Below are 24208 nucleotides of genomic sequence, written 5' to 3'. Positions count from 1 at the left end.
TGTGTTTATTTATTTGATCGTATTTTTTGACGCCAGATTCTCGATAATGGATTTTAAAATCGCGCGTGTAGCGGGCAACCACCATTGCTCCAGAATCCGCTGTATGGTTTCGTCTCTATTTTCGCGCAATTTAAGAATTATTTCCTTTCTGAAGTTTAGTTTTGAGGTTTGCCAGGTGGACTGATTTAATTGCGTGATCTGCTTTATTTTCTTTGTCGCCGTATTAAAGAGGACATTCGCAGGAACAACCTCGTCTACTAAACCCTGTGCTTTTGCTTCCACAGGAGATAACAGTTTTCCTTCAAGTAAGTTTTGGTAAGCATGGCGTTTTCCGATCCAGAATGCATAGAGCAGAAAGATGCTTTCGGGGACAATCAGGCCGACAGGTATTTCGTTGAGGCCAATGACAAAGTTGCCTTCGGCCATAATCCGATAGTCGCAGCATAGCGCCAATACGCAGCCCCCTGCGGGACTATGGCCAGATATAGCGGCCACAATTGGCTTCGGAAAAGCAGCTAGAAGTGTGGTGGTCTCCATAAAAAGTATCCAGAATTCGCTGATCTGCTCTTCATTATAGTTGTATAGGGTGATCAGGTCAAGCCCGGCACTAAAAAAGTTCTCTTTTCCGATCAGGATGATCCCTTGCACGCTGTCGTTGTCCTGGGCGGTTTCCAGTGTGACAATAAGTTCTTTCAGCAACAAGGTGTCGATTGCATTGGACTTTCCACGGTCCAGGAAAATACTTAAGATGCGGTCTTCTATTTTGGTTTTTATATGTTCCATACGCAGCAGTATATAATTATAACGGTTTGTTTGTTGCACTATTGTGGTTTTACTTCTATTAAGTGTTCCTGATGGCCAATTTTTCCTTCCATATCTACTCCTTCGATTGTGATCTTGTATGTTCCGGGTTCGTCGGCGGTGAAAAAATCGAATTGTGTTTTTCCATTTTTATCGGTGATGAGATTGGGCTCCCAGGCAATAGTAGTTCTCAGATCGCGTTTAAGTGCTTGTTTTTGCGTGGCATCATACTGTGGTTTGAAAAAGTTGCGGTTTACATGTAGCCCTTTGGGTACAATTGTAACAATCCCTGTCGGCGTATAGGATGATAATACGGCGTCGCCCGATTTGGTCGTGATGACCAGGACACCATTGCCGCCATAGGACCCATAAATTGCCGTGGTGCTGGCAGTACGTAGTACTTCAATGCTGGCGACATCCTGGACATTGATCATGCTGATCTGCTCCGCCTCAATGTACATGCCATCCAAAACGACCTGCATGGGGCTTCCACCGTTTAGTCCCATCGATCGCGTGCTATAGGGTACTCCATTTCGAAACATCACACCTACAAGCCTACCGGCAAGACATTGTTCCAAGGTCGTACAAGTCGACAATTCCTCTGCCGTGATGACCTGATCCGCATTGCCGGGACCATTTAAATTTCTAGAGTTCTTATCAGCCTTGTTAACTCTCGTTCGGCTGATCTGGACCTCTTCGAGTACAATGCTTTTCTGGATAATGCCCGCGGCCTCCAGTTCTGCTAAAAACTGCTGGTTGTTTTTAAGCTGGCTGATCAATTCAGTATTGATATCATTGGTCATCAAGGGGTCGTCTTTGCTCCCTTCAATTCGTGGGATCACCGGTTCATCGACAACGATATCCACTCTATTTTTTTCCTTTTTACCCTTGCCTGTCACAATAAATTTGACGCTGTCTGCAAATAGCAGCTCGTCAAAGGCAAATTTGCCTTCTTCGTTGGTTAGGGTATCGATGCTCAGCATCATATTGCTGGTAGGTATCAAGGTAACCGTGGCACCCGGTACAACGGCTTTCCTACCCGTTTTCTTCACGGTGCCTGAAACGGTAAGTCCCTTTTCGGGAGGATACTGCTTTTGGGTGCTGTCAAGATAGTGTTTCCAGTCAAGTTTTCGCCACCCCTGAATGAACATGAGGTTGTCGAGCTCATCCAGCTTGACGTTATTTAAATCCGCAAAGTAGTAGTTGGGGCGTTCAATGAAGCCCCGAAGATCCGATTTTAACAAAAGTTCCGAAACGATGGAGGAGTAATGAAGACCTGTAAGGGTATCGATTTTTGTCAGGTTAACAACAGATGCCGAAAGCGCGGCTATTTTTGAGGTATCACTGCTGCCTTCATGAACGGTGAGACTGGCAAGGACATGGTCACGTGTGCCGAATGCCGGTTTGTTTAACTGTACAGCAATCGGCAGCATTGTTTTTGCGGCGTTGTAGTTAAATACAAGCCTTTCGATAACCGGAACCAGTTGTGCATTGAGAATGGATAGCTGGAGTACTCCTGAAGGAAGTTCTTTCTTTGGAATATTGAACAAGATCTCACCGTGATTTAACTTTTGTTTAGCAGCATGGAGTACCAGACCATTGTACTGTGCAATCAGATACATCTCCTGGCCATTGACGAGGTCCGCAGTCGCCGACAGCTGCGTTACGATTTTGTCTTTGAGGCCTGAGTTAACTGTAAGCGCATAACCCGAAGCTGCTATGGGCGGTATGGAGGCACTTACCGAGCTGCCGTCTTCAAAGGTTGCAGTCGCGATGTATTTTTTTTCCGCATTCAGGATCAGCGGTATACTGCCCATACCGAGCGGATTTGTTTCAAATTCCATCAGTGGAGTCAGATTGTCTTCCAATATTTTTATTTTAGCTTTAAGTCCAAGGCCTGTCGGGGAAAGCACTTTGAAGCCAGTTTTACATAATATATTGTTGACCAGTTCACCACTTTCCGGAAATATCTGGATACTGTTCTGCCGAGTGGGATCGGGGATTCTAAAGCTCTTTAATATCCGTCGTTTGTCTGAGGAGAGAAAGTGCAAAGACAGTAGGCCACCTTTAAAGTCATCTTTTAATTCAAGCGATATGGTTCCGTTTTCGTCGGATTTTAGCCTTCCGGTTCGCTCTTTTTTACCTTCCTGCTTTAATGTGTACTGCACATTGTTGTTTAAAAGGGGCGCCCCTTGGAAAGTCTTCATCCTGATCTGAAAGAATCTCTCCGGACCATCGTTGACAAGTGTACTCTGCGTAACGATGTTGTCCGACCTTCCATTGGTAATCGGGACGACACGTTCGTAAAAATTGGAAGTGGAGTCATTTTGCATCCACTGTGTGTATGCTCTGATTCGGTAGGCTCCTTCAATGAGTGTATCCGGTAGATTGAAGTCGCCGATCCCAAGTCCTAGCGTGACGGGTATTTTAATGCTTTTGACGATGGTATTTGACGGTGAGATCAATTCGATGTTAGCGATCTTGCTGTTGTTGCTGAGGTAATTGAACGGGGCGATCGTACAATACAGTTTAAACCAGATATTTTCACCTGCCGTGTAATCATTCTTATCCAGATGCAGGTAGATTTTTTCGACGGGATGATGTGCACGGTAAGAATCCAGTTTCTGCAGCGTCTGATCAATCTGAGCAAAAGTCAGTAAGGGGAATACCAGGCAATTGATTAATAACAGTATTTTGGCATACATATGACTAAATGTTTCTGGTAAATTAGAAAATATTTTTTCTTTAATCAACTTATAAATCAAAATATTATATCGTGGCAGAGTATTAGCAGCACCGGAAGCCGGCTTGCTCACGGATACAAATTTAAAATGTGTTTTTAAGGTCCGCTGATGGCTGAAAATTAATATAAAAAAAATATATTTGTGCTATGAAAATCCTTATCATCGGTTCGGGAGGCCGTGAGTCCGCCTTCGCCTATACATTGTCGAAAAGTCCACGTTTAGATCAGCTGTTTATTGCGCCCGGTAACGCGGGTACTGGCGCCTATGGGGAAAACGTAAATATAAAGGTTACAGATTTTGAAGCTATCGCTTCCTTTGTGCTCGAAAAAGACATCACGATGGTTGTTGTGGGCCCCGAAGAGCCTCTGGTTAAAGGTATTCATGACTATTTTTTAAACCGGGACGATATAAAACATATTCCGGTGATCGGCCCGCAGCAGGAGGGAGCGCAACTAGAAGGGTCAAAAGATTTTTCAAAACAGTTCATGGATCGCCATGGAATCCCTACAGCAGCGTCACGGTCGTTTGATGCGGCGTCGTTGGATGAGGGATTGTTGTACCTCGAAGGTCAGAAGCTGCCCATCGTATTAAAAGCAGATGGTCTGGCAGCTGGTAAGGGCGTATTGATCTGTGAAACACTTGAGGATGCCAAGGCAGAACTGAAAGCGATGATCGCAGAGGCCAAATTTGGCGATGCGAGCCGTGTCGTTGTAGTGGAAGAGTTTCTAAAAGGGATTGAACTTTCCGTATTTGTGCTTACGGATGGAAATTCATATAAAGTGTTACCATCAGCTAAAGATTACAAGCGCATTGGTGAGGGTGATACCGGTTTGAATACAGGTGGAATGGGTTCCATCTCTCCAGTTCCTTTTGCAGATGATATTTTTTTGAACAAGGTCGAAGAACGTATTATCAAACCTACAGTCGAAGGGCTGAAAAAAGACGGCATTCCTTACAAAGGTTTTATTTTCATCGGTTTAATGAATGTGGGTGGGGATCCATATGTTATTGAGTACAATGTTCGTATGGGAGATCCTGAGACCGAATCTGTGTTGCCACGCATCGAGTCTGACCTCTTGGATCTTCTGGAGGGCGTAGCACAGGGCAACCTCGAGCAACGTTCTTTTACTGTTTCACCGAAGACAGCCGTGACAGTCATGCTGGTCGCAGGCGGCTATCCGGGAGCGTATGAGTCCAGCAAGGAAATCACCAATATAGAAAATGTAAAAGAGTCTCTCGTATTTCATGCCGGTACGAAAGAGCAGGACGGAAAAGTCGTCACAGCCGGAGGAAGGGTCATCGCAGTAACAACCTTGCAGAACACGCTTTTCGAGGCGTTACAGCAAGCTACAGCAGATGCCGGAAGGATCTATTTTGAAGGCAAATATTTCAGACGGGACATCGGCTTCGATCTGATCTAAAAAATATTCGAAATTATTTTTTGCAATTCTGATTTTAAAATCTATATTTGCAGCTCCAAAAGCAATAAAAGCTTCTGGAGCTCATAAAAGGCCCGTTCGTCTAGGGGTTAGGACGCAAGATTTTCATTCTTGAAACAGGGGTTCGATTCCCCTACGGGCTACACATCTAAAAGGCAAAAAAGCCTGCAAATATTCAATTTGCAGGCTTTTTTGCCTTATGGTGTTTGCCGTTAGAAAGCCCCATTCATAATCAATTCATCCACAGTAGTTTTATTTTTCCTCCTTTGATACAAAATAGCAGACTATTGAGAAAAATCGTTAGTCTCAAAAATTTTACGTTCTCTAATTTTGGATAATCAATTATATAACGCAGTTCCTAAGAGAAGTATTTGAAAACGTAAATTATAATAATCAACGTTTATCTTCTGGCCTAGCAGCCCAATAAACGAAATAGAATTAGTAAAAATGATTTTAACAGGACGTCATGTCTTTTTTTTAGTAAAAATAAGCTAATACCATTTAGCTTTTATAAAATAATCAATTATGTGGAAATCAATTCAAACAACTTGCAAGAGCGTAGGGCGGGTGTCGATCCGTTCGTCCTGAAATTGACCTTTAGAAAGGAGTTAAAACCAGATGCTTTTAAATAAAGAATGCTGAAGTGAACAGGTCAAGGACCTGTTCGTTTAGGCATATGTAGAAGGCAGTATTAAGAACAAATTATAACCGAATAATACCTTATGAGAACAAAACAAGTAGCCCACGGAAGGCAGCGCCTCCGTAGCAGGCTTTGGGTTTTTATGCTACTCATGCTTGGACTCTGGGCATGCAAAAATGATACACCTGAGATTGGCGGTGAGGCAGCACCTTTCGATCCATCTAAACCTGTTGTGGTCTCCGACTTTGCACCCAAAGCAGGCGGAATGGGGCAACGGCTAGTAATCTATGGGAAGAATTTTGGCAATGATCCAAAAAATGTAGAAGTCTTTATCGGCGGGAAAAAAGCTATAGTAATCAATGTTTTGGGTGAGTCACTTTATTGTCTGGTGCCCAAACAGGCTTTTAAAGGAGATATTGAAGTGCGTGTGGGCGGCGACGAAAAACCTGTTGTCGGCAAAGCAGAAGCGCTTTTTGACTATCAACGCAAACTGGTTGTGTCAACCTTGGCTGGTTATAGAAATGCACGTGGTGATGAGCCCTGGAAAGACGGTAAGTTTAAAGATGCGGATGAAAACAAGATGGCCAGCGGTTTTTGGCTGTCGTCGTTCATGAGGTTTGATCCGCTTAACCCAAAACACTTGTGGGTTACATTCGATGAAAATAACGGTCTTTACCTGATTAATTTCGAGGACAGTACAATCACCAAAAAACGCTCAGATTTCAGTCGACCGCGAAGCGTTGACTTTTCACTGGATGGGAAATATATGATTGTAGCGCAAGACAGGGGAGGTGAAAATGATGAGTCTACCTTATTGTTTTCCCGGGCAAGGAATTTTTTGGATAAAGAAGTACTGACAAAAAGCAAGCAATGCAATGGGGCATCTATCCACCCGGTCAATGGTGAAATGTACTTCAATAGCTATGCAAAAGGCGAATTTTACCGTTTCGACCTGAATCAATATTTTATAGATAAAACGACTAAATCAGAGTTCTTATATGTAATCCAGGATCCGCAGTGGGAATATCGGGCGCTGATCCATCCAAGTGGAAATTATGCCTATATCTTGGTCATCAATCAAGGATATATTATGCGGGCCGATTACAATTGGGAAAAAAAGCGATTCAACCAACCCTATCTTATCTGTGGCAAAGTACGGGAATCTGGTTATAAAGATGGAGTCGGGTCTTCGGCAAGGGTCAATCAGCCTTATCAAGGGGTATTCGTCAAAAATCAGGCATATGTGGATGCCGGTAAGCCAGACGTATATGATTTTTATTTTACAGACATGATGAATCATGCGATCCGTGTACTCACACCGGAAGGTGCTGTGACAACTTTTGCCGGCAGGGGAAGTTCAAGTCTCAATAGCAATCCCTATGGTTATGTCAACGGAGACCTGCGCGAAGAAGCCCGTTTTGACCGCCCATCGGGCATCGCCTATAATGAAAAAGAAGGTGCTTTTTATATCGGGGATCGCGAGAATAGACGAATCCGCAAAATAGCATTGGAAGAAATGGATGAAAATGACCAAGATTAACCTAGCATAAAATGATGAATAAAATAGTATTAACCTGTATGTTGCTTCTCGGTATCACCTTCAGTGCGTTGGCACAGGATATTGTGGAAGTAACCGGAGTTGTTGTTGATCCTCAAAAAATTCCATTGATAGGGGTCAGTATTTCTGTGAAAGACGCACCCGGTCTAGGCACAACGACGGACAATAAGGGGCATTATAAGATAAAGGTCGAACGCTACAAAACGCTAGTCTTCTCCTCTGTCGGATATCAAAAACAAGAGATTCTTGTTAAAGATGTCCATTCTATTAATGTGACATTGAAAGAGTCGGAGACCAGCGTGTTAGATGAAGTCGTCGTAACGGGTACCGGTACGCAACGGACGCTCACATCGACTGCTGCAACCAGTAGTGTGGATCTGAGTACGATGAAAGGGAATCCGACATCGAGCATAAGCAACGCGCTGATCGGAAATGCGCCCGGGGTCTTGGGGATGATGCAGTCGGGCCAGCCCGGAAAGAATATTACTGAGTTCTGGATCCGCGGTATTTCTACCTTTGGTGGAGGAGCCTCAGCGCTTATTTTGGTCGATAATATTGAACGTGATATTAATGATATCAATATTGAAGATATCGAAACCATTAATATCCTTAAGGATGCAGCCGTGACCGCGATTTATGGTTCCAAAGGAGCAAATGGCGTTATCTTAATCACAACCAAGCGTGGTAAAGACGGTAAAATTAGTATCAACTTCAAAGATGAGAATATTTACAATACCCGCACGATTACCCCTGAATTTGAAGATGGTGTTAGCTATGCCAATTTATTGAACGAGGCACGTATTACACGGAATTTTGAACCCATTTATCAACCCGAGGAACTGGAAATCTTACGTTTAGGATTGGATCCAGACCTTTATCCGAATGTCAACTGGAAAGACCTCTTGCTAAAAGATGGCGCAATGACTTACCGTGCTAATCTCAATATGACCGGCGGTGGAGCTACTGCGCGTTATTTTTTGTCCGGAAGTTATATCGATGAAGGTGGTATGTATAAAACCGACGAAACATTGCGGAATGACTACAATACAAATGCGAACTACAAAAGATATAATTATCGGTTGAATACAGATATTAATGTGACCAAAAGCACGGTGTTAAAAATCGGTGTTGCTGGTTCGCTCAATAAAAGAAATAGCCCCGGCTTGGGAGATAATGATTTTTGGGGAGTGTTATTTGGTTACTCACCAATTCGGACACCAGTACTATACTCAAATGGATATGTTCCTGCCATTGGAACCGGCAATCAGACCAATCCCTGGGTCGTGGCCACACAGACAGGGTACAATGAAAATTGGCAAAATAAGATACAGACGAATATTTCCATCGAACAAAATTTTGATTTTATAACCAAAGGGTTACGTTTTAGAGGTATTATTGGTTACGACACAAATAATGATAATAATATTTACCGCCGAAAATGGCCGGAGCAATGGCGGGCAGAGCGCGCCCGGGATGAAAATGGAAATTTAATATTTACTCATATTTCCGATCCGCGTGAGTTATTTCAGGAAAGTAGCGCTAGTGGTGACCGTCGCGAATTTTACGATATGATGTTCAACTATGACCGAAGTATAGGGAACCATAATATTGGTGCTGTTGCCCGTTTTACGCGCGATGCACTCGTTCGAACCGTCAATCTTGGCGATGATATTAAAAATGGAATCGCAAGAAGGAATCAGGCCTTAGCGGGACGGGTTACCTACAATTGGAAATCACGTTATATCGCCGATTTTAATTTTGGTTATAATGGCTCGGAAAACTTTGCTCCGGGGAGGCAATATGGTTTTTTCCCGGCTGTTTCAGGGGCATGGAATATTGGGGAGGAACCTTTTGTGAAGGATAATATCTCCTGGATGAATATGTTTAAGGTCCGCTATTCTTGGGGAAGAGTGGGTAACGACCAATTGGCCGGAGGAGCACGATTCCCTTATTTATCGACGATCTCGGAAGTTGATGGTGGATATGACTGGGCCGATTATGGGTTTATTCGATCGTATCAGGCAATTAAATATAGCCAGGTGGCCTCCCCAAATGTGACGTGGGAAATAGCGACGAAAAGGAACTTAGGATTTGATTTGGCACTCTTTAAGGATAAAATTATTGCCAACCTGGATTTCTTTAATGAAAAACGTACGGGCATTTATATGGCTCGAAATTATTTGCCTGCTCTCGTGGGATTGGAATCCGTTCCTAGTGCCAATGTGGGTGCGGTAAAATCCAGCGGTTTTGATGGTCGTCTATTATATAACCAGAAAGTAGGGGAAGTGAATTTAACTGCCAGAAGTAATATAACCTATAGTAAGAATGAGATTACGGAAATTGACGAAGAAAACAATGTCTATGGTTATCAAAATCAAAAAGGATATCGTGTTGACCAGGCGAAAGGGCTTATCGCTTTAGGCTTGTTTAAAGATTATGATGATATACGTAATAGCCCGAAACAAACATTCGGTACATACCAGCCAGGAGATATCAAATATAAGGATGTTAATGGCGATGGTATCATAGACGATGGTGACCGTGTTGCTATTGGCGCTACGAGACGCCCCAACTTGGTTTATGGGGTGGGTGTATCAGCAAGCTGGAAAAGTCTCGACGTCAGTGTCCACTTCCAGGGAGCGGGAAAATCGACCTTCTTTACCTATGGAAAAACAGTATATGCTTTTAGCGAGGGAGAGTGGGGACAGGTGTTAAAAGGAGTAATGGGCGATAACCGCTGGATTTCTGCCGATATATCGGGCGATCCATCCACCGAAAATCCGAATGCATCGTATCCACGATTAAGCTATGGGCCCAATCCGAACAACTTTAGGGAATCGACCTTTTGGTTGAAAAACGGCCAATATGTGCGGTTGAAAACCATCGATATTGGGTATACATTGCCGAAAGAGCTAACGAATCGCATCAAAACCAATAGCATTCGGATTTTTGTCGTGGGATCGAATCTATTCACCTGGTCAAAATTCAAGCTTTGGGACCCGGAGCTGGCGACGCCACGGGGAGAAGATTACCCATTGCCTAAGTCATTTACCTTTGGCATCAATGTTAACCTATAAAATTTATAAAGATGCAACGAAACAAATTATATATTGTGATAACGCTTGTCCTGGGAGCAAGTCTTGTCTCATCTTGCAAAAAAGATTATCTCAAGTCGGATCAGTATTTTAAGGATCGGCTCAATATAGAGAAAACCTTTAAAAGTAAGCGCTATTCGGAGGAATGGTTAGCCCATATATTTGAGGAATTTAAAGGTGAGAATGCCGATGTAGCCAGCAAGGGATTGACACCACATTGTTTTGCAGATGACATGTATTATGGTGATCGGGACAAAGATTATGACCCGTCGAAGAATGAATTGTCGTATAATATGTTCAAAATGGGGCAATATACCGAAAGTGATAAGCAGGGTACATGGGTACAGTCCTATCGCGGTATTCGTAATGCGTCAACCTTCATTCAGTATATTTATATGAATACGGAAATGTCGGCTGTTGAAATATCGGATTATCGCGGTCAGGCACGTTTTGCCCGGGCCTATCTCTATTGGTTACTGCTTCGTAAATACGGCCCGATTCCGTTATTGCCCGACGAGGGGCTAGATTATACCGACAGTTACGACGATTTGGCTATTTCGAGAAATACCTATGAAGAATGTGCTGAATATATCAGTAATGAATTGTTGCAGGCCGCTAAGGAGATGGAAGCTCTCGGTATGAAGCGTGGACAAGATGGTTCAGCACGTCCGACTGTTGGGGCTGCATTAGCTGCGCGGGCCAAGGTACTACTCTATGCCGCGAGCCCATTGGCCAATGGCAATAACTCAAGCTATGCGGCATTGCTGGTGGATAAACAAGGGAAACGTCTGCTCTCTGCAGATTATAAGGAGGAAAAATGGGCCAAAGCAGCGGCGGCGGCGCGGGATGTGATGGAACTGGGCATATATCAGCTGTATACAGCTCCTTTTCAGGAGACCGGTGATGACGCTACTATCACACCTCCTCAGGATCATAATTTTTCCGATAAAAATTGGCCTGCAGGCTGGGCCAATATAGATCCTGAAAAATCTTACGCTCAAGTTTTCGATGGCACACTTTCCGCTTCGGGTAACCCCGAATTAATCTTTACACGCGGGAAAAATCAGCAGAATGAGGGGGTTGACCAAATGGTAATCCATCAATTACCGCGTTCTGCAACAGGATGGAATACACATGGGCTCACGCAGAAACTGGTGGACGCCTACTACATGAATGATGGTACAGATGTGCCTGGTAAAGATAATGAAATCGGGCGTGGAAATGGTTCACACAGAGTTGCGGGTTACGTTAGCCAGGAAGATTATAACGCAAAAAAATACAGGCCATTACGTCCGGGAGTTTCGCTGCAATATGCTAACCGTGAGCCTCGGTTTTATGCCTCGGTGGCTTTTAATGGCAGCTTTTGGACTTTGCTTAACGAGACGAAAGAGGAAAATCGCAACAAACAAATCTTTTATTATAGCGCGGACCCCAAAGGAAATGGCTTTAACTCTGCTAATGGATATTGGTTGCGCACAGGCTTTGGGGTGAAAAAGTTTGTTCACCCAAGTGATACGTACGAAGGCGGCCTTGGCTCACGTATTGTCGCTAAGGCCGAACCTGCTATCCGTTACGCAGATATTCTGCTTATGTATGCAGAAGCATTAAATGAGTTAAGCGGTTCATATACAGTGCCGTCTTGGCGCGGCGGAAGTTATACGATAAGCCGTGACATCGCCGAAATTAAGAAAGGTATTCAGCCTGTGCGCATCCGTGGCGGCGTACCTGATTATGCTGCCAGTACCTATAGTAGTAAAGACGAACTGCGCAAAACGATAAAGCGAGAGCGTTTTATCGAACTTATGGGCGAAGGGCAACGTTATTACGATTTACGACGCTGGATGGATGCGCCGGTTGAAGAATCCTTGCCTGTGTACGGATGCAATGTCTTGATGAATGAGCAGGAACGGGATCTTTTTCATCAGCCCGTCGCCGTCTGGACATTAAAAACAACTTTTGCAGACAAAATGTGGTTCTGGCCGATCAGTCATACCGAACTTAAACGCAATAAAAACCTGACACAGAACCCAGGATGGACCTATAACGATTAATTAAATCCGAAGCTTATGAATAAGTTATATAAACTGTTGCTGTTGGCCATTTCACTTTTTATCTGTGGCTCATGTAACGACGAATGGAAGGACGAGCAATTTCAACATTATGTTTCTTTTAAGGCCCCTTTAGAAAACGAGGGGGTCACTAACATCTACGTCCGGTATCGAGAAAGTGTTAAGACAACTTTTTATCAACCCTTGGAAGTTAGTGGGTCGACTACAAATGATACAGATCTGCGGGTTAACATAGGTGTCGATGCTGATACGCTCGGCGTGATCAACTATGCGCGCTTCCAGAACAGAGAGGACTTTTATTATAAACAATTACCTGAAAATTACTATACCATTCCTCCAATCGTCAATCTTAAATCTGGAGATAACACCGGACTATTGCCGATAGACTTTTCCTTAAAGGGCATCGATATGGTGGAAAAATGGGTGCTTCCCTTGACCATATTGGATGACCCGTCCAACACCTACAAAGCCAATCCCCGCAAACATTATAGAAAAGCGTTGTTGCGCATCAATCCTTTCAACAATTATTCGGGGACCTATAGCGGGACCGCCCTGAAAGTCGTTATGGAAGGGCATGAAAACGAAACGCCGATCGTAAAAAGCGAGATCAAGAGTTATGTCGTCGATGAACATACGATTTTCTTTTATGCCGGAAATATTGATGAGGAGCGTAAGGATAGGAAAAATTATAAGGTTTTTGCTACGTTTAACGATAAAGGAGGCGTAAGTTTTCATGCCGAAAACCCTAATATGAAATTTAAAGTCAATAAAGATGCAAGCTATACGGTATCCGAGCAGATGGACGCTGTTCGTCCTTATCTATTGCACCGGTACATTACCCTTAACAATATTGATTATGAATTCACCGATTACACCTTGGTTTCGACTACGGCTATTAAGTTCAAGGTATCCGGTTCATTAATATTGGAACGTCAGCTCAATACGCAGATCCCCGACGAGGATCAAGCGATTGAATGGTAATTTTCTACAAACCATTCGGCATGCTATTGGTTATATCTAAGGTATAGTAATAGTAATTTATGATTGGTATAGTAGGAGGGCTTGGCCCTTATGCAGGCTTAGACATAGCCCGTAAAATCATTGATGAGACAGTGGCAAAGTCCGATCAGGAACATTTGCCACTGTTGTTGTTTTCTTGTCCCGGTTTGATTCCGGACCGTACAGCTTATTTATTGGATCGTACAAATGAAAATCCGGCTAGAGCCATTGCGGCGGTATTAAAGCAGCTGGAGCAGGCTGGTGCGACTGTTGCAGCCATACCATCCAATACGGCCCATGCAGCACCCATCTTTTCGGTCATTCAGGATGAGATGGCCCAGTTCGGCAGTCAGCTAAAATTGCTGCATATCGTCCATGAGACGGTGCGCTTTGTCGAGCAGAATTATCCGCAAAGTACAGTTGGCGTGCTGTCGACGGCAAGTCCCGAATCGTACGGTTTGTACCGGGAACTCTTCATGAAAAAAGGATTCTCTGTGGTCGAGCCCGAAAGTGCGCAGCAGGACAAAGTAAACAGTGCGATCTACGATAAGGATTACGGGATCAAGGCCCAGCCGGAGCCTGTTGCCAACAAAGCGAGAGAAGACCTGCTGATGGTGATGGATGAACTGAAGAAACAAGGGGCACAGGTTATTGTGCTGGGGTGCGCAGAGTTGCCATTGGCCATTCCAGAACGAGATCATAACGGCATGGCCGTGGTCGACCCAAACCGTGTCCTTGCCCGTGCACTTGTCCATGCAGTAGATCCTGCTAAGCTCAGGGCACTCTGATTGTATTATTCCTCTTGGTCGGACTCCTGCGCAGGAGATATCTTCTGCAGTAAGCTGCTGACTTCGTCTTCGGTGGCCGTTAACTTGGCTCTGCATACCTCGATGAGCAGAGAGGCCCGACTGATTTTTTCGGCCAGCTCATCGATATTCGTTGTGCCGTTTTCAATGTCTCTTACAATGGATTGCAGCTCATTGTAGGCATCGGTATAGGTGTAGTTTGTTGGATCCATAAGGTACAAATTACGATTTTTCTTTAATTATCGTCCGGTTTGTGATTTTCTTTTGTCGTATCGGCAGGCTGCATGTCCAGAACGGTGCTGACAACAGTGCCATTTTCCAATAGCGTGTGGATGACATCCCCTGGCGAGAGCTGCTCAATGGACTGAAGTAATCTGCCATTGACTTTTGTGATCGAAAAACCCTGTTTTAGCAGACGCATCGGGTCCGACAGCTGCACGATGCGTTCGGTATGATTCAATGCGGTACGGTGTTCATAGAAACGTAGGCGGATAAGAGCACGGAGTTCATTCTGGAGAACCTGCACGCGGGTACGAGCCCCCTGGAGCTCTCTTTTGCCAGCCCACTGGATCTGAGTCGTCAGTTGGGAGAGCATGTTGCGCTCTTCCTTAAAACGGGAGCGGACGAGTTGCTGTATTCCTTCTGCAGATCTGTCTATGGGGATCGCGAAATTATGGAACTTCTGAATCAGAAAGTCGGCAAGCTCACTGGGCGTTATAGCATTCTTGTAGGCGACCATCTCACTTACTGTATAGTTGGTAGAATGGCCAATTCCAGTTAATACTGGGATTGGAAAGATCGCTATAGCCCGTGCCAGCAGATAATTGTTATAGCTCGATAGGCCCACCTCGCCACCGCCGCCGCGAATAATGGCAACAACGTCAAATTCAGAGATGCGTTCCGCGACAACCGCTAACTGCCTGATGATGGAAGGAATGGACTTATCGCCTTGTAGCAACGCAGGAAACAGCGTGCACTCTAGCCTATAGCCCCAGGGGTTCTGATGAATGATCTTGTAAAAATCGGAAAGGCCTTTGCTGGTTTCTACCGAAATAATTGCTATCCTTTTCGGAACTAGCGGAAATGGTAGCATCTTGTTGGCACCATAGATTCCCTCTTCCTTAAGTTTACGGATACTTTCCAGTTTTTCTTTTTCGAGCTCCCCCAAAGTAAAGGTCGGATCGATATCCACTATTCTTAAACTCAAACCATACATGGGGTCGTAGGAAATGGCCGCCTGAAACAGCATCGTTATGCCTTCCCTGAGCGGTTCCTGTGCAACTTTCAGAAAATTGGAATTGATGCGGTTAAAATCGGCCTTCCACAGGGTCGATCTGATCTCAGCGACTATTTTGCCGTCCTGCTTTTCAACCAGTTCGGGGTAACAATGCCCCGAATGGGTGTAGTGGTTGAGTTTGTTCATTTCTGCCTTGATCCAATATAAACTCTTGTACCGTTCGGCCAATGTCTTCTGGATACTGCGGCTTACCTCCAGCAGGGAAAAAATCGTTCTATCGTGAATCAGTTCTGGCATTGATCAAACTTACAGAAAAAAAAGATTTTTACCTATGCCCAAAGATGCGGGAATAAGCCGCTTGAAGATTATACGTAACAAAAATGATTTTTTTGGCGGAAAGGTCGACCCGTGTACAATTTATTCGTATTTTTATTTGATAGAACCTAAAAAACGATAAAAACAGAATGAAAAAACGATTTTTTGGGGTGTTATTTGCAGGTTTGTTCTGTATTTCCCCCTTGTTCGCCCAATATAAGTCCAGCTTAAAAAACGAAACCGTCCTTTATAACAATATCGATCAGCTATTGCCTTTAACGCATCTGGACCAACTGCGTATAGCGGTTGTGGTACCCCATGCAGATATGTACGCAGCTTTTACAGCGCAGTTGTCGCGGTATGCACAAGTCGACCTATTGGATTTCAGCAAGTTTGATGAGGATATTAAATATTATAATACCATCATTGTTGGGGGAAAGGAAGATGACCTGGATGCAGATTGTCTCACCCAGCTCAATCAGGCTGTACGCAACAATAAGAAAGTTATACTTTGTCATTTTGTCGAGAATGAGGTTCAGAAAGAGGCTTTGTCCGGGCATCTGCAATCGGACCTGATTGAACTACAGGCTCCATTTACCGAACTTGGCCAGCGTAATGCGGCGATGTCTATTTTCGGTGGTGTCCCGATTACGGCCGGCGACGTGAAGACTGCCCAAACCAGATTGCAGTACAGTTATGGCACCAGTTCCGGACTGGACCTAAAGAAGCTGACCAAGAAGATCGATGCCATAGCCCAGGAGGCCATCGATAAACAGGCGACGCCGGGAGCTGTCGTTATGGTGATCAAAGACGGGCAAGTGCTGCTCGAAAAATCTTACGGATATCATACCTATTCCAGAGCTGTGCCGACACGGATAAACGATATTTTTGATCTCGCGTCGGTCAGTAAGATAGCAGGCACGACACCTGCTATCATGCGGCTGACTGAACAGAATGTGATCAATCTGGACAGCACAATGGGGTATTACCTCTGGCAGGCACGGATGACCAATAAAAGGGATATCAAACTACGTTCTGTCATGCTCCATGAAGCGGGCTTTACACCATTTATTCCTTTCTACAGACATCTGAAGCCCGGCGATGTAGTAGCTTCACCGGATCCGCAGCATCAGGTCAAGATGGCTGACAACAGTTATATCCTAAACCATTATTATCGCGATGTAATGTGGCCCGAAATGTTGCGCTCAGCTGTAAAACCTACGGGAAGCTATGTCTATAGTGATATCAGCATGTATGTCATGAAAGAAGTTGCCGAACACCAGACGGCGACACCGTTACAGGAGTATGCGCAGGAACACTTTTACAGGCCTCTCGGTATGATCCGTGCGGGATATCTGCCAAGAGAGCGGTTCTCGCCATACGAGATTGTTCCGACCGAACAGGATACTTCTTTCCGCCGAACGCTGCTGGAGGGTTACGTACACGATCAGGGAGCAGCCATGGCCGGGGGCGTTGCAGGTCATGCCGGTTTATTCGCGACTGCCAATGACTTGGCGATCTATGGACAACTCCTGCTCAACAGAGGCGAATATGGTGGCGAGCGGTACTTCAAATCCGAAACCGTCGATCTCTTTACCTCCAGACAATCTGCGACAAGTCGCAGAGGGTTGGGCTTTGACCGTTGGGATCCGAATCCAAAAAACGAATATCCCTCCAAGCTGGCCAATAGCAGTGTATTTGGCCATACCGGCTACACAGGTACATGCATCTGGATCGATCCGCAAAACCAGCTGATCTATATTTTTCTGTCCAATCGTGTACACCCGCAGGTCAGTACAAAATTACTCGACCTCAATATCCGCAGCCGTATTCAGGATGCTATTTACGAAACAATCAATGAAGCTAAGAAATGATACGTAACCTGTTGTTGATAGTAGGTATGATAGCTTTTAAGCTGGTCAGTGGGCAGGATGACCGACTGTTTCACGATGATCTTGTCGTGGTCGATGGACACAATGACGTGATCTATGAATCGATTTTGCCCGGAAAAGATATCGGTCAGCGTCTGTCCTCGGGATCCACGGATCTGCCACGGCTAAAAGAAGGAGGTGTGGATGTGCAGGTATTTGCCGTCTGGTCGGACGATGCAAAATGGCGGTCAGGGGCCTTCCGGCATGCCAACGAGCAGCTAGACGCACTGGAAAAAATGATTGCTGCCAATACAGATAAAATTGCGCTGGCCAAATCGTCAGCCGATATTGGTCCCATCCTGCAGGCAGGAAAGATAGCGGCGCTGATAGGTATAGAAGGTGGAAACATGATTGAAAATAGTATCGAGAACCTCGTCAGGCTACATGAACGAGGCGCCATATACCTGACCTTGACCTGGAACTATAATCTGGCCTGGGCAAGCTGTGCCGCCATGGAGTCTGATAAGACGATGGCGGCGGAAGGAAAAGGACTGACAGCCCTTGGAAAGGAAATCATAAAGAAAATGAATAAGATCGGCATGATGGTCGATTTATCACATGCCGGCGAACAGACCTTCTATGACGTTATCGCGGTTACTGACAAACCCATATTGGTGTCGCATAGCAATGCCTACAGCCTTTGTCCGCATCCCCGCAACCTGAAAGATGCGCAGCTGGAAGCCCTAAAGAAAAACGGCGGGGTCGTTGGTGTGAATTTTTATTCTGGTTTTCTGGACCCAGATTACGAAACAAGACTTAAGGCGATCTATAGCAGACACTTTGGGCGGCCAGATGTGAGCATGAGTACCTGGGCCATGTACGAACAGTTGCCTAAGGAGCTGCAGCGTCAGGCCGATGCGCCCTTGTCCAAGTTGTTGGACCATATAGACTATTTGGTCCGCAAAGTGGGCATTGAGCATGTGGCTGTCGGATCTGATTTCGATGGCATAGAATCTGCCCCACAAGGCCTGGAAGATGTCTCTAAATTTCCTGTGCTGACAAAAGCGCTTCTGGAAAGAGGGTATAACAAGGAAGATATTGCCAAAATCATGGGGCAAAATTTCCTGAGGATCTTAAAAGAGAATGAAGCCGTACGATAAACGCGCGTACCGCAGATTTAGTCCATACTTCGCCAGTGCGGGAACAGCTGTAATGTGATTGCTCATTTAACAGTATAATTTGTAATTTCGTAGAATGGCAAAATCAAAATCAGCATACTTCTGTCAAAACTGCGGTTACGAGTCTCCTAAATGGATGGGGCAATGTCCTTCCTGTAAGCAGTGGAACAGTTTTGTGGAAGAAGTAGTCGAAAAGACGGGTTCGAAAGTTCCGGAATGGCGTAGTACGACAACCGTAGGAAACACCAAACGGGCCAACAAAGCCGCGATCATCCATGAGATCGTCTACCAGGACGAGTCGCGCATTTTGACGCCTGATCAGGAGTTCAATCGCGTGCTCGGCGGAGGCATCGTGCCCGGGTCACTGGTTTTGATAGGCGGTGAGCCTGGAATAGGCAAATCCACTTTGATGTTGCAGTTGGCGCTGTCCATCCCGCAGGTTAAGACGCTTTATATCTCGGGCGAAGAAAGCGAACAGCAAATCAAGATGCGTGCCGAACGATTGTCGCAGTCGTCCAAAGCCAATTGTTATATCCTGACCGAAACGTCCACACAAAATATATTTAAGCAGATTGAGGCCGTGCAGCCCAATGTGATTGTGATCGATTCGATCCAGACTTTGCATTCTGCGCAGATCGAATCCGCGCCCGGTTCGGTGTCCCAGGTACGTGAATGTACTGCCGAATTACTACGCTTTGCCAAAGAGACCAGTACACCCGTATTTATCGTGGGACATATTACCAAAGATGGATCCATCGCTGGGCCGAAAGTCCTCGAGCATATGGTGGATACGGTGCTGCAGTTTGAAGGAGACCGCCACCATGTCTATCGTATATTGCGCGCAGTTAAAAATCGATTCGGTTCGGCTTCCGAGCTCGGTATTTACGAAATGCAGGGATCTGGCCTGCGCGAGGTATCCAATCCTTCAGAGATTATGATCTCGCAACGCGACGAACCGGTGAGCGGCGTTTCTATCGCCGCCATGCTGGAAGGGATGCGGCCGATGATGATCGAAGTGCAGGCGCTGGTCAGCAATTCTGCTTTTGGTACAGCACAACGTTCCTCCACAGGTTATGATACCAAGCGGTTAAATATGCTGTTAGCTGTTTTGGAAAAGCGATTTGGTTTCCGGCTGAGTGCACAGGATGTTTTTTTGAATATAGCCGGCGGCCTCCGTGTGGAAGATCCCGCGATCGATCTGGCTGTCATCGTCGCCATTATATCTTCACAGCAGGATATGCCAGTCCGTACCAATCTGACCTTCGCCGGCGAAGTGGGACTTTCAGGGGAGATCCGCGCCGTAAACCGTATCGAACAGCGCATTCAGGAAGCAGAGAAGCTCGGCTTTGACGGTATTTTCATTTCCAAATTCAATACCAAGGGGCTGGACGCCAAAAAATACAATATCGCTATTCGGCCGGTGGCCAAGCTCGAAGATGTCTTTACCGCTTTATTTGGCTAATACTTCTTTGAGCTTGGCCCGCAAAGCATCGCCGTGCAGGTTTTTTGCAATGATTTTTCCATTGGGGTCGATCAGTACATTCTGCGGAATGGATTTCACACCATACAGTGTACCTACATCGTTTTGCCAGCGCTTTAGGTCCGAAACATGGCGCCAATACAATTTGTCGGCGTGGATGGCTTTGATCCATGAGTTGCGGTCTTTGTCAAAGGAAATGCCGAGAATTTCAAAGTTGTCGCCCTTAAACTGTTGATAGGTTTTCACCAGGTCTGGACTTTCCACGCGGCAGTCGGGGCACCAGGAAGCCCAAAAATCGAGCAAAACATATCTGCCCTTAAAGTCTGACAGCTGCACAGGATTACCCGAGGTATCATTCTGTGTAAATGCAGGCGCCATCTTTCCGATCTGAACGGTCTCAAGTGTATTTAGATATTCTTGAAACTCTTTACCTTCCTCAGAACTCTTGACGGCATCACTTAATGTATTATAAAGCGCCTGTAATTCGGTATATACAGGATCATAACCCCCTACACGCCGTAGATCCACCAAAGTAGAGATCGAATCCGGAGCAGCTTTGACCCTTGCGATATACTCCTCTTTTGTTAGTTCTTTTTTCTGGGCAGACCCTACAAAAGGTATGATCAAAAAAAGTAGTGTGATGTATTTTATCATATTGCTATCTTGTATATATTTACAAATATAATAAAATCCACTAATCAGGTAGATTAATTAAATGTCAAAAAATGAACTTCAGCCTAATCACTAAACTCCCACATGTCGGTACGACGATCTTTACCAAAATGACAATGCTTGCCAACGAATATGGAGCTCTCAATCTCTCACAGGGATTCCCTGATTTTGATACCGATCCAAGACTCACAGGGTTGGTGGCCGACGCCATGAAAGAAGGGCACAACCAATACGCTCCCATGATTGGTGTGCAGGCACTGCGTGACACCATCGCAAAAAAATACGGGTCTATATATAATATTTTGGTTGACGCTCAGGATGAAATTACCGTAACGGCCGGCGGGACACAGGCCATATTCACAGCCATAGCGACTATCGTCAGACCGGAGGATGAAGTGATTATATTCGAACCCGCTTACGACTGTTATGCCCCTACAGTCGAACTGTTTGGTGGAAAGGTCGTTCCGGTGCGTTTGCTGGCACCGGATTTCCGTATTGACTGGACATATGTAAAGGGGCTGATCAATGACAGAACGAGATTGGTCATCATCAATAACCCGAGCAATCCAACGGGCAAAGTGCTTGGACGAGAAGATCTGGAGACACTTGCTGTACTGCTCGACGGAACGAATGCCCTGCTGTTGAGCGATGAGGTTTACGAACATCTCGTGTTCGATGGCGCGCAGCCCCAGTCTGTTCTGAACATTCCGAGATTGCGGGAGCGGAGTTTTGTGGCAGCATCATTTGGCAAGCTATTACATACAACCGGTTGGAAGGTCGGCTATTGTATAGCCCCTGCGGCCTTTACACACGAGTTTCGGAAAGTGCACCAATTTAACGTGTTCAGTGTCAATACACCCATGCAATATGCGATTGCCGAATATCTGCATGACATCGCATACGTGCGTGGGCTGGCGGATTTTTTTGAAAAAAAGCGTGATTTACTTAAAGCAGGACTCCAGCAGTCCCGTTTCCATGTTCTGCCCTGCGAAGGGACCTATTTCCTGAATTTGGATTACAGCGCCATCAGCAGCGAAAAAGAGTTTGACTTTGCCTGCTTGCTGACCCGGCAGCACAAAGTAGCGACCATACCCCTGTCCGCGTTTTATAAAGAGCCTACAGATCAGCAGGTTTTGCGTGTCTGCTTTGCGAAGCAGGATGATACCTTACAGAAAGCGATCCGTATTTTGGCCCATATTTAGGCGCTTTTCATGCTGTGATCTGCTGCTAAAAGGTTTTATTTAAAATATGGTTAAAAACTAGGGACTTTATTAAAATTTTGCTTCAACTTAACTCACTAATTTCATAAATTTGTAATTCACGTTTATCAATATATCCATAAAATGGCTAGATTAAATTTATTGGAAGAAACGCGCTTCGAAAGAGTCCCCGTAAGCGTCTATCCAGATCAAAATTCAGCTTCGAAAAACGTTGCAAATCGTATCGCTGAAATTATTCGTGCAAAGCAGGAGAAAGGTGAAAAAGCAGTTCTAGGTCTCGCAACTGGAGCTACGCCGGTGAAGGTTTATCAAGAACTGATCCGCTTGCATAAAGAAGAAGGTTTAAGCTTTAAGAACGTGATTACCTTCAATCTTGATGAATACTACCCCATGCAACCTGACGCCGATCAGAGCTATGTGACATTCATGAACAAAAACCTGTTTGATCACGTGGACATTGATCGGGCTAATGTAAATATTCCAGATGGTACCCTGGCGCCTGATCAAGTGAATGCTTTCTGTGAAGCATATGAGCAGAAGATTACGGCAGCTGGAGGTTTAGATATTCAATTATTAGGCATCGGACGTACTGGCCATATTGGTTTTAACGAACCCGGTTCCGCGCCCAACTCAGGTACGCGTATCGTTACTTTGGATGACCTGACGCGCCGCGATGCCTCACGTGCTTTCGGTGGTAAAGAAAATGTACCTCGAAAAGCCATTACCATGGGTGTAGGTACGATCTTCAAGGCCAGAGAGATCATTTTGATGGCCTGGACCGAAACGAAAGCCGAGATTATCAAAAAAGCTGTAGAAGGCGAGATCTCATCCGAGATTCCGGCAACCTATCTACAGTTATCCGATAATGTGGAGTTTATTCTGGATGAAGCTGCAGCGTCCCTGTTGACCCGCTTCGATCTTCCCTGGCTCGCCGAAGATGTTACCTGGACGCCTTCATTGATTAAAAAGGCCGTTGTATGGTTATCCTTGGAAATCAACAAACCGATCTTAAAGCTGACAGACGAAGACTATAACAACCACGGTATGGCGAAGTTGGTGACAGAGAATGGCCCCGCTTATAACATCAATATCCGTATTTTTAATGAACTGCAGCATACCATTACCGGATGGCCCGGAGGTAAACCCAATGTGGATGATTCACAGCGTCCGGAGCGTGCTAATCCGGCCAAGAAGAATGTTATCGTGTTTTCGCCGCACCCTGACGATGATGTGATCTCGATGGGAGGTACCTTTATCCGTTTGGCGGATCAGGGACACAACGTACACGTGGCCTATCAGACCTGTGGGAATACCGCGGTATGGGATGATGATGTGGTGCGCTATCTGGAATTTGCCGAAGACTTGGCCAAGCAGATCGGAGCAGAAGCAGAAGCAGCACAGATCAATAAGATCTATGACGAGGAAAGAGCGATCTTTGCAACGAAAAAACCCAATCAGATTGATACGGAGCTCGTCCGCAAAATAAAAGCATTGATCCGTAAGGGTGAAGCCATTGCAGGTGCCCGGTTAGTCGGACTACCAGATGAGAATATTCATTTCCAGGATTTGCCATTCTACGACAGACAGAAATTTGCCAAAGAGGTGTCTTTCGAAGATGATATCCAGCAGACCATGGAACTATTGCGTCAGGTCAAACCGCATCAGGTATTCGCTGCAGGCGATTTTGCTGATCCGCACGGAACACACAAAGTATGTTTCGATATTTTGTTTGAAGCCCTGAAAAGATTAAGCAAAACAGATGAATGGACTAAAGACTGCTGGTTGTGGCTGTACCGGGGGGCATGGCACGAATATCCGATTCATGAAATCGAAATGGCAGTTCCGCTCTCTCCGCAGGAGGTCTATCGCAAACGTCTTGCGATCTTCAAACACCAGTCGCAAAAAGATTTACCTGTATTTCCGGGAGATGATCCGCGCGAGTTCTGGGTCCGTGCAGAAGATCGTACGAGTGAGACTGCAGCCCTGTACGACCGCTTAGGTTTGGCTAACTATGAAGCTATCGAAGCGTTTGTGCGATGGAAGTTTGATTAATACCCTTCGTGTTTAAACAGAAAAGCCCTGAA

16 protein-coding genes and 1 tRNA gene are annotated in these 24208 nt (G+C 45.3%); 12 read left to right on the top strand and 5 right to left on the bottom strand.

All coding sequences use genetic code 11. The annotated features are described in order from the left end of the window. Positions 1-9: 9 nt before the first annotated feature. Both K7A41_RS07040 and K7A41_RS07035 read right to left on the bottom strand, forming a co-directional pair. Positions 10-783, bottom strand: coding sequence for an enoyl-CoA hydratase/isomerase family protein (locus K7A41_RS07040; protein ID WP_028071062.1), 774 nt, complete (start codon positions 781-783; stop codon positions 10-12). Between the two features lie 38 nt (positions 784-821). After that, positions 822-3506: a carboxypeptidase-like regulatory domain-containing protein gene (locus K7A41_RS07035; RefSeq protein ID WP_265713144.1), complete on the bottom strand. Its 2685-nt coding sequence runs from the start codon at positions 3504-3506 to the stop codon at positions 822-824. A gap of 185 nt (positions 3507-3691) precedes the next feature. Between K7A41_RS07035 and purD the strand changes: the two genes are divergently transcribed. The 7 genes from purD (at position 3692) to K7A41_RS07000 (ending at position 14133) form a co-directional block, all read left to right on the top strand. Beyond that, complete coding sequence (purD, locus tag K7A41_RS07030; RefSeq protein WP_028071060.1) at positions 3692-4966, top strand: phosphoribosylamine--glycine ligase; 1275 nt, start codon at positions 3692-3694, stop codon at positions 4964-4966. Positions 4967-5055: 89 nt separating this feature from the next. Next, a tRNA-Glu gene (locus K7A41_RS07025) sits at positions 5056-5127 on the top strand. Positions 5128-5706: 579 nt separating this feature from the next. Next, a complete protein-coding gene (locus tag K7A41_RS07020) occupies positions 5707-7164 on the top strand; it encodes an IPT/TIG domain-containing protein (RefSeq protein WP_265713143.1) in 1458 nt (485 codons plus the stop codon). Positions 7165-7175: 11 nt separating this feature from the next. Next, entirely contained in the window at positions 7176-10259 is a 3084-nt protein-coding gene (locus K7A41_RS07015) for a SusC/RagA family TonB-linked outer membrane protein (protein WP_232048650.1), read from the top strand. Positions 10260-10270: 11 nt separating this feature from the next. Beyond that, on the top strand, positions 10271-12328 hold the full coding sequence (locus K7A41_RS07010) for a RagB/SusD family nutrient uptake outer membrane protein (RefSeq protein WP_028069421.1): 2058 nt from the start codon (positions 10271-10273) through the stop codon (positions 12326-12328). A 15-nt stretch (positions 12329-12343) separates the two neighbouring features. Next, positions 12344-13327, top strand: a complete 984-nt coding sequence (locus K7A41_RS07005; RefSeq protein WP_028069420.1) for a DUF4973 domain-containing protein — start codon at positions 12344-12346, stop codon at positions 13325-13327. A 59-nt stretch (positions 13328-13386) separates the two neighbouring features. Then, positions 13387-14133: an aspartate/glutamate racemase family protein gene (locus tag K7A41_RS07000; protein WP_265713142.1), complete on the top strand. Its 747-nt coding sequence runs from the start codon at positions 13387-13389 to the stop codon at positions 14131-14133. A gap of 5 nt (positions 14134-14138) precedes the next feature. Here the strand turns inward: K7A41_RS07000 and xseB are convergent, their stop codons facing one another. Then, positions 14139-14363: an exodeoxyribonuclease VII small subunit gene (gene xseB / locus K7A41_RS06995; RefSeq protein WP_265713141.1), complete on the bottom strand. Its 225-nt coding sequence runs from the start codon at positions 14361-14363 to the stop codon at positions 14139-14141. 23 nt (positions 14364-14386) lie between these two features. Further along, entirely contained in the window at positions 14387-15685 is a 1299-nt protein-coding gene (gene xseA, locus K7A41_RS06990) for an exodeoxyribonuclease VII large subunit (RefSeq protein ID WP_265713140.1), read from the bottom strand. Positions 15686-15852: 167 nt separating this feature from the next. On the opposite strand from xseA, the gene K7A41_RS06985 reads away from it, so the two are divergent. The 3 genes from K7A41_RS06985 (at position 15853) to radA (ending at position 20214) form a co-directional block, all read left to right on the top strand. Further along, positions 15853-17577: a serine hydrolase domain-containing protein gene (locus K7A41_RS06985; protein ID WP_265713139.1), complete on the top strand. Its 1725-nt coding sequence runs from the start codon at positions 15853-15855 to the stop codon at positions 17575-17577. Then, positions 17574-18734, top strand: coding sequence for a dipeptidase (locus K7A41_RS06980; protein WP_265713138.1), 1161 nt, complete (start codon positions 17574-17576; stop codon positions 18732-18734). The genes K7A41_RS06985 and K7A41_RS06980 overlap by 4 nt, the downstream gene beginning before the upstream one ends. Before the next feature lie 94 nt (positions 18735-18828). Further along, positions 18829-20214 (top strand): DNA repair protein RadA, encoded by a 1386-nt coding sequence (gene radA / locus K7A41_RS06975; RefSeq protein ID WP_265713137.1) that lies wholly within the window; start codon positions 18829-18831, stop codon positions 20212-20214. Here radA and K7A41_RS06970 read toward each other — a convergent pair. Continuing rightward, positions 20203-20886, bottom strand: a complete 684-nt coding sequence (locus tag K7A41_RS06970) for a peroxiredoxin family protein (protein ID WP_265713136.1) — start codon at positions 20884-20886, stop codon at positions 20203-20205. The two genes, radA and K7A41_RS06970, sit on opposite strands and share 12 nt — an antisense overlap. Positions 20887-20957: 71 nt before the next feature. Here K7A41_RS06970 and K7A41_RS06965 point away from each other — a divergent pair, with 71 nt between their 5' ends. Both K7A41_RS06965 and nagB read left to right on the top strand, forming a co-directional pair. Beyond that, entirely contained in the window at positions 20958-22106 is a 1149-nt protein-coding gene (locus K7A41_RS06965) for a methionine aminotransferase (RefSeq protein ID WP_265713135.1), read from the top strand. 141 nt (positions 22107-22247) lie between these two features. Then, a complete protein-coding gene (nagB, locus tag K7A41_RS06960) occupies positions 22248-24176 on the top strand; it encodes a glucosamine-6-phosphate deaminase (protein ID WP_410240496.1) in 1929 nt (642 codons plus the stop codon). The last annotated feature ends 32 nt before the right edge of the window (positions 24177-24208 follow it).

The organism is Sphingobacterium sp. InxBP1, assembly GCF_026191775.1.
Taxonomy (GTDB): domain Bacteria; phylum Bacteroidota; class Bacteroidia; order Sphingobacteriales; family Sphingobacteriaceae; genus Sphingobacterium; species Sphingobacterium thalpophilum.
This window is presented reverse-complemented; position numbering and strand designations above follow the sequence as displayed.

Coding starts and splice junctions, on each gene's coding strand:
- K7A41_RS07040 (WP_028071062.1), bottom strand. CDS start 783: ATGGAACATATAAAAACCAAAATAGAAGACCGCATCTTAAGTATTTTC.
- K7A41_RS07035 (WP_265713144.1), bottom strand. CDS start 3,506: ATGTATGCCAAAATACTGTTATTAATCAATTGCCTGGTATTCCCCTTA.
- purD (WP_028071060.1), top strand. CDS start 3,692: ATGAAAATCCTTATCATCGGTTCGGGAGGCCGTGAGTCCGCCTTCGCC.
- K7A41_RS07020 (WP_265713143.1), top strand. CDS start 5,707: ATGAGAACAAAACAAGTAGCCCACGGAAGGCAGCGCCTCCGTAGCAGG.
- K7A41_RS07015 (WP_232048650.1), top strand. CDS start 7,176: ATGATGAATAAAATAGTATTAACCTGTATGTTGCTTCTCGGTATCACC.
- K7A41_RS07010 (WP_028069421.1), top strand. CDS start 10,271: ATGCAACGAAACAAATTATATATTGTGATAACGCTTGTCCTGGGAGCA.
- K7A41_RS07005 (WP_028069420.1), top strand. CDS start 12,344: ATGAATAAGTTATATAAACTGTTGCTGTTGGCCATTTCACTTTTTATC.
- K7A41_RS07000 (WP_265713142.1), top strand. CDS start 13,387: ATGATTGGTATAGTAGGAGGGCTTGGCCCTTATGCAGGCTTAGACATA.
- xseB (WP_265713141.1), bottom strand. CDS start 14,363: ATGGATCCAACAAACTACACCTATACCGATGCCTACAATGAGCTGCAA.
- xseA (WP_265713140.1), bottom strand. CDS start 15,685: ATGCCAGAACTGATTCACGATAGAACGATTTTTTCCCTGCTGGAGGTA.
- K7A41_RS06985 (WP_265713139.1), top strand. CDS start 15,853: ATGAAAAAACGATTTTTTGGGGTGTTATTTGCAGGTTTGTTCTGTATT.
- K7A41_RS06980 (WP_265713138.1), top strand. CDS start 17,574: ATGATACGTAACCTGTTGTTGATAGTAGGTATGATAGCTTTTAAGCTG.
- radA (WP_265713137.1), top strand. CDS start 18,829: ATGGCAAAATCAAAATCAGCATACTTCTGTCAAAACTGCGGTTACGAG.
- K7A41_RS06970 (WP_265713136.1), bottom strand. CDS start 20,886: ATGATAAAATACATCACACTACTTTTTTTGATCATACCTTTTGTAGGG.
- K7A41_RS06965 (WP_265713135.1), top strand. CDS start 20,958: ATGAACTTCAGCCTAATCACTAAACTCCCACATGTCGGTACGACGATC.
- nagB (WP_410240496.1), top strand. CDS start 22,248: ATGGCTAGATTAAATTTATTGGAAGAAACGCGCTTCGAAAGAGTCCCC.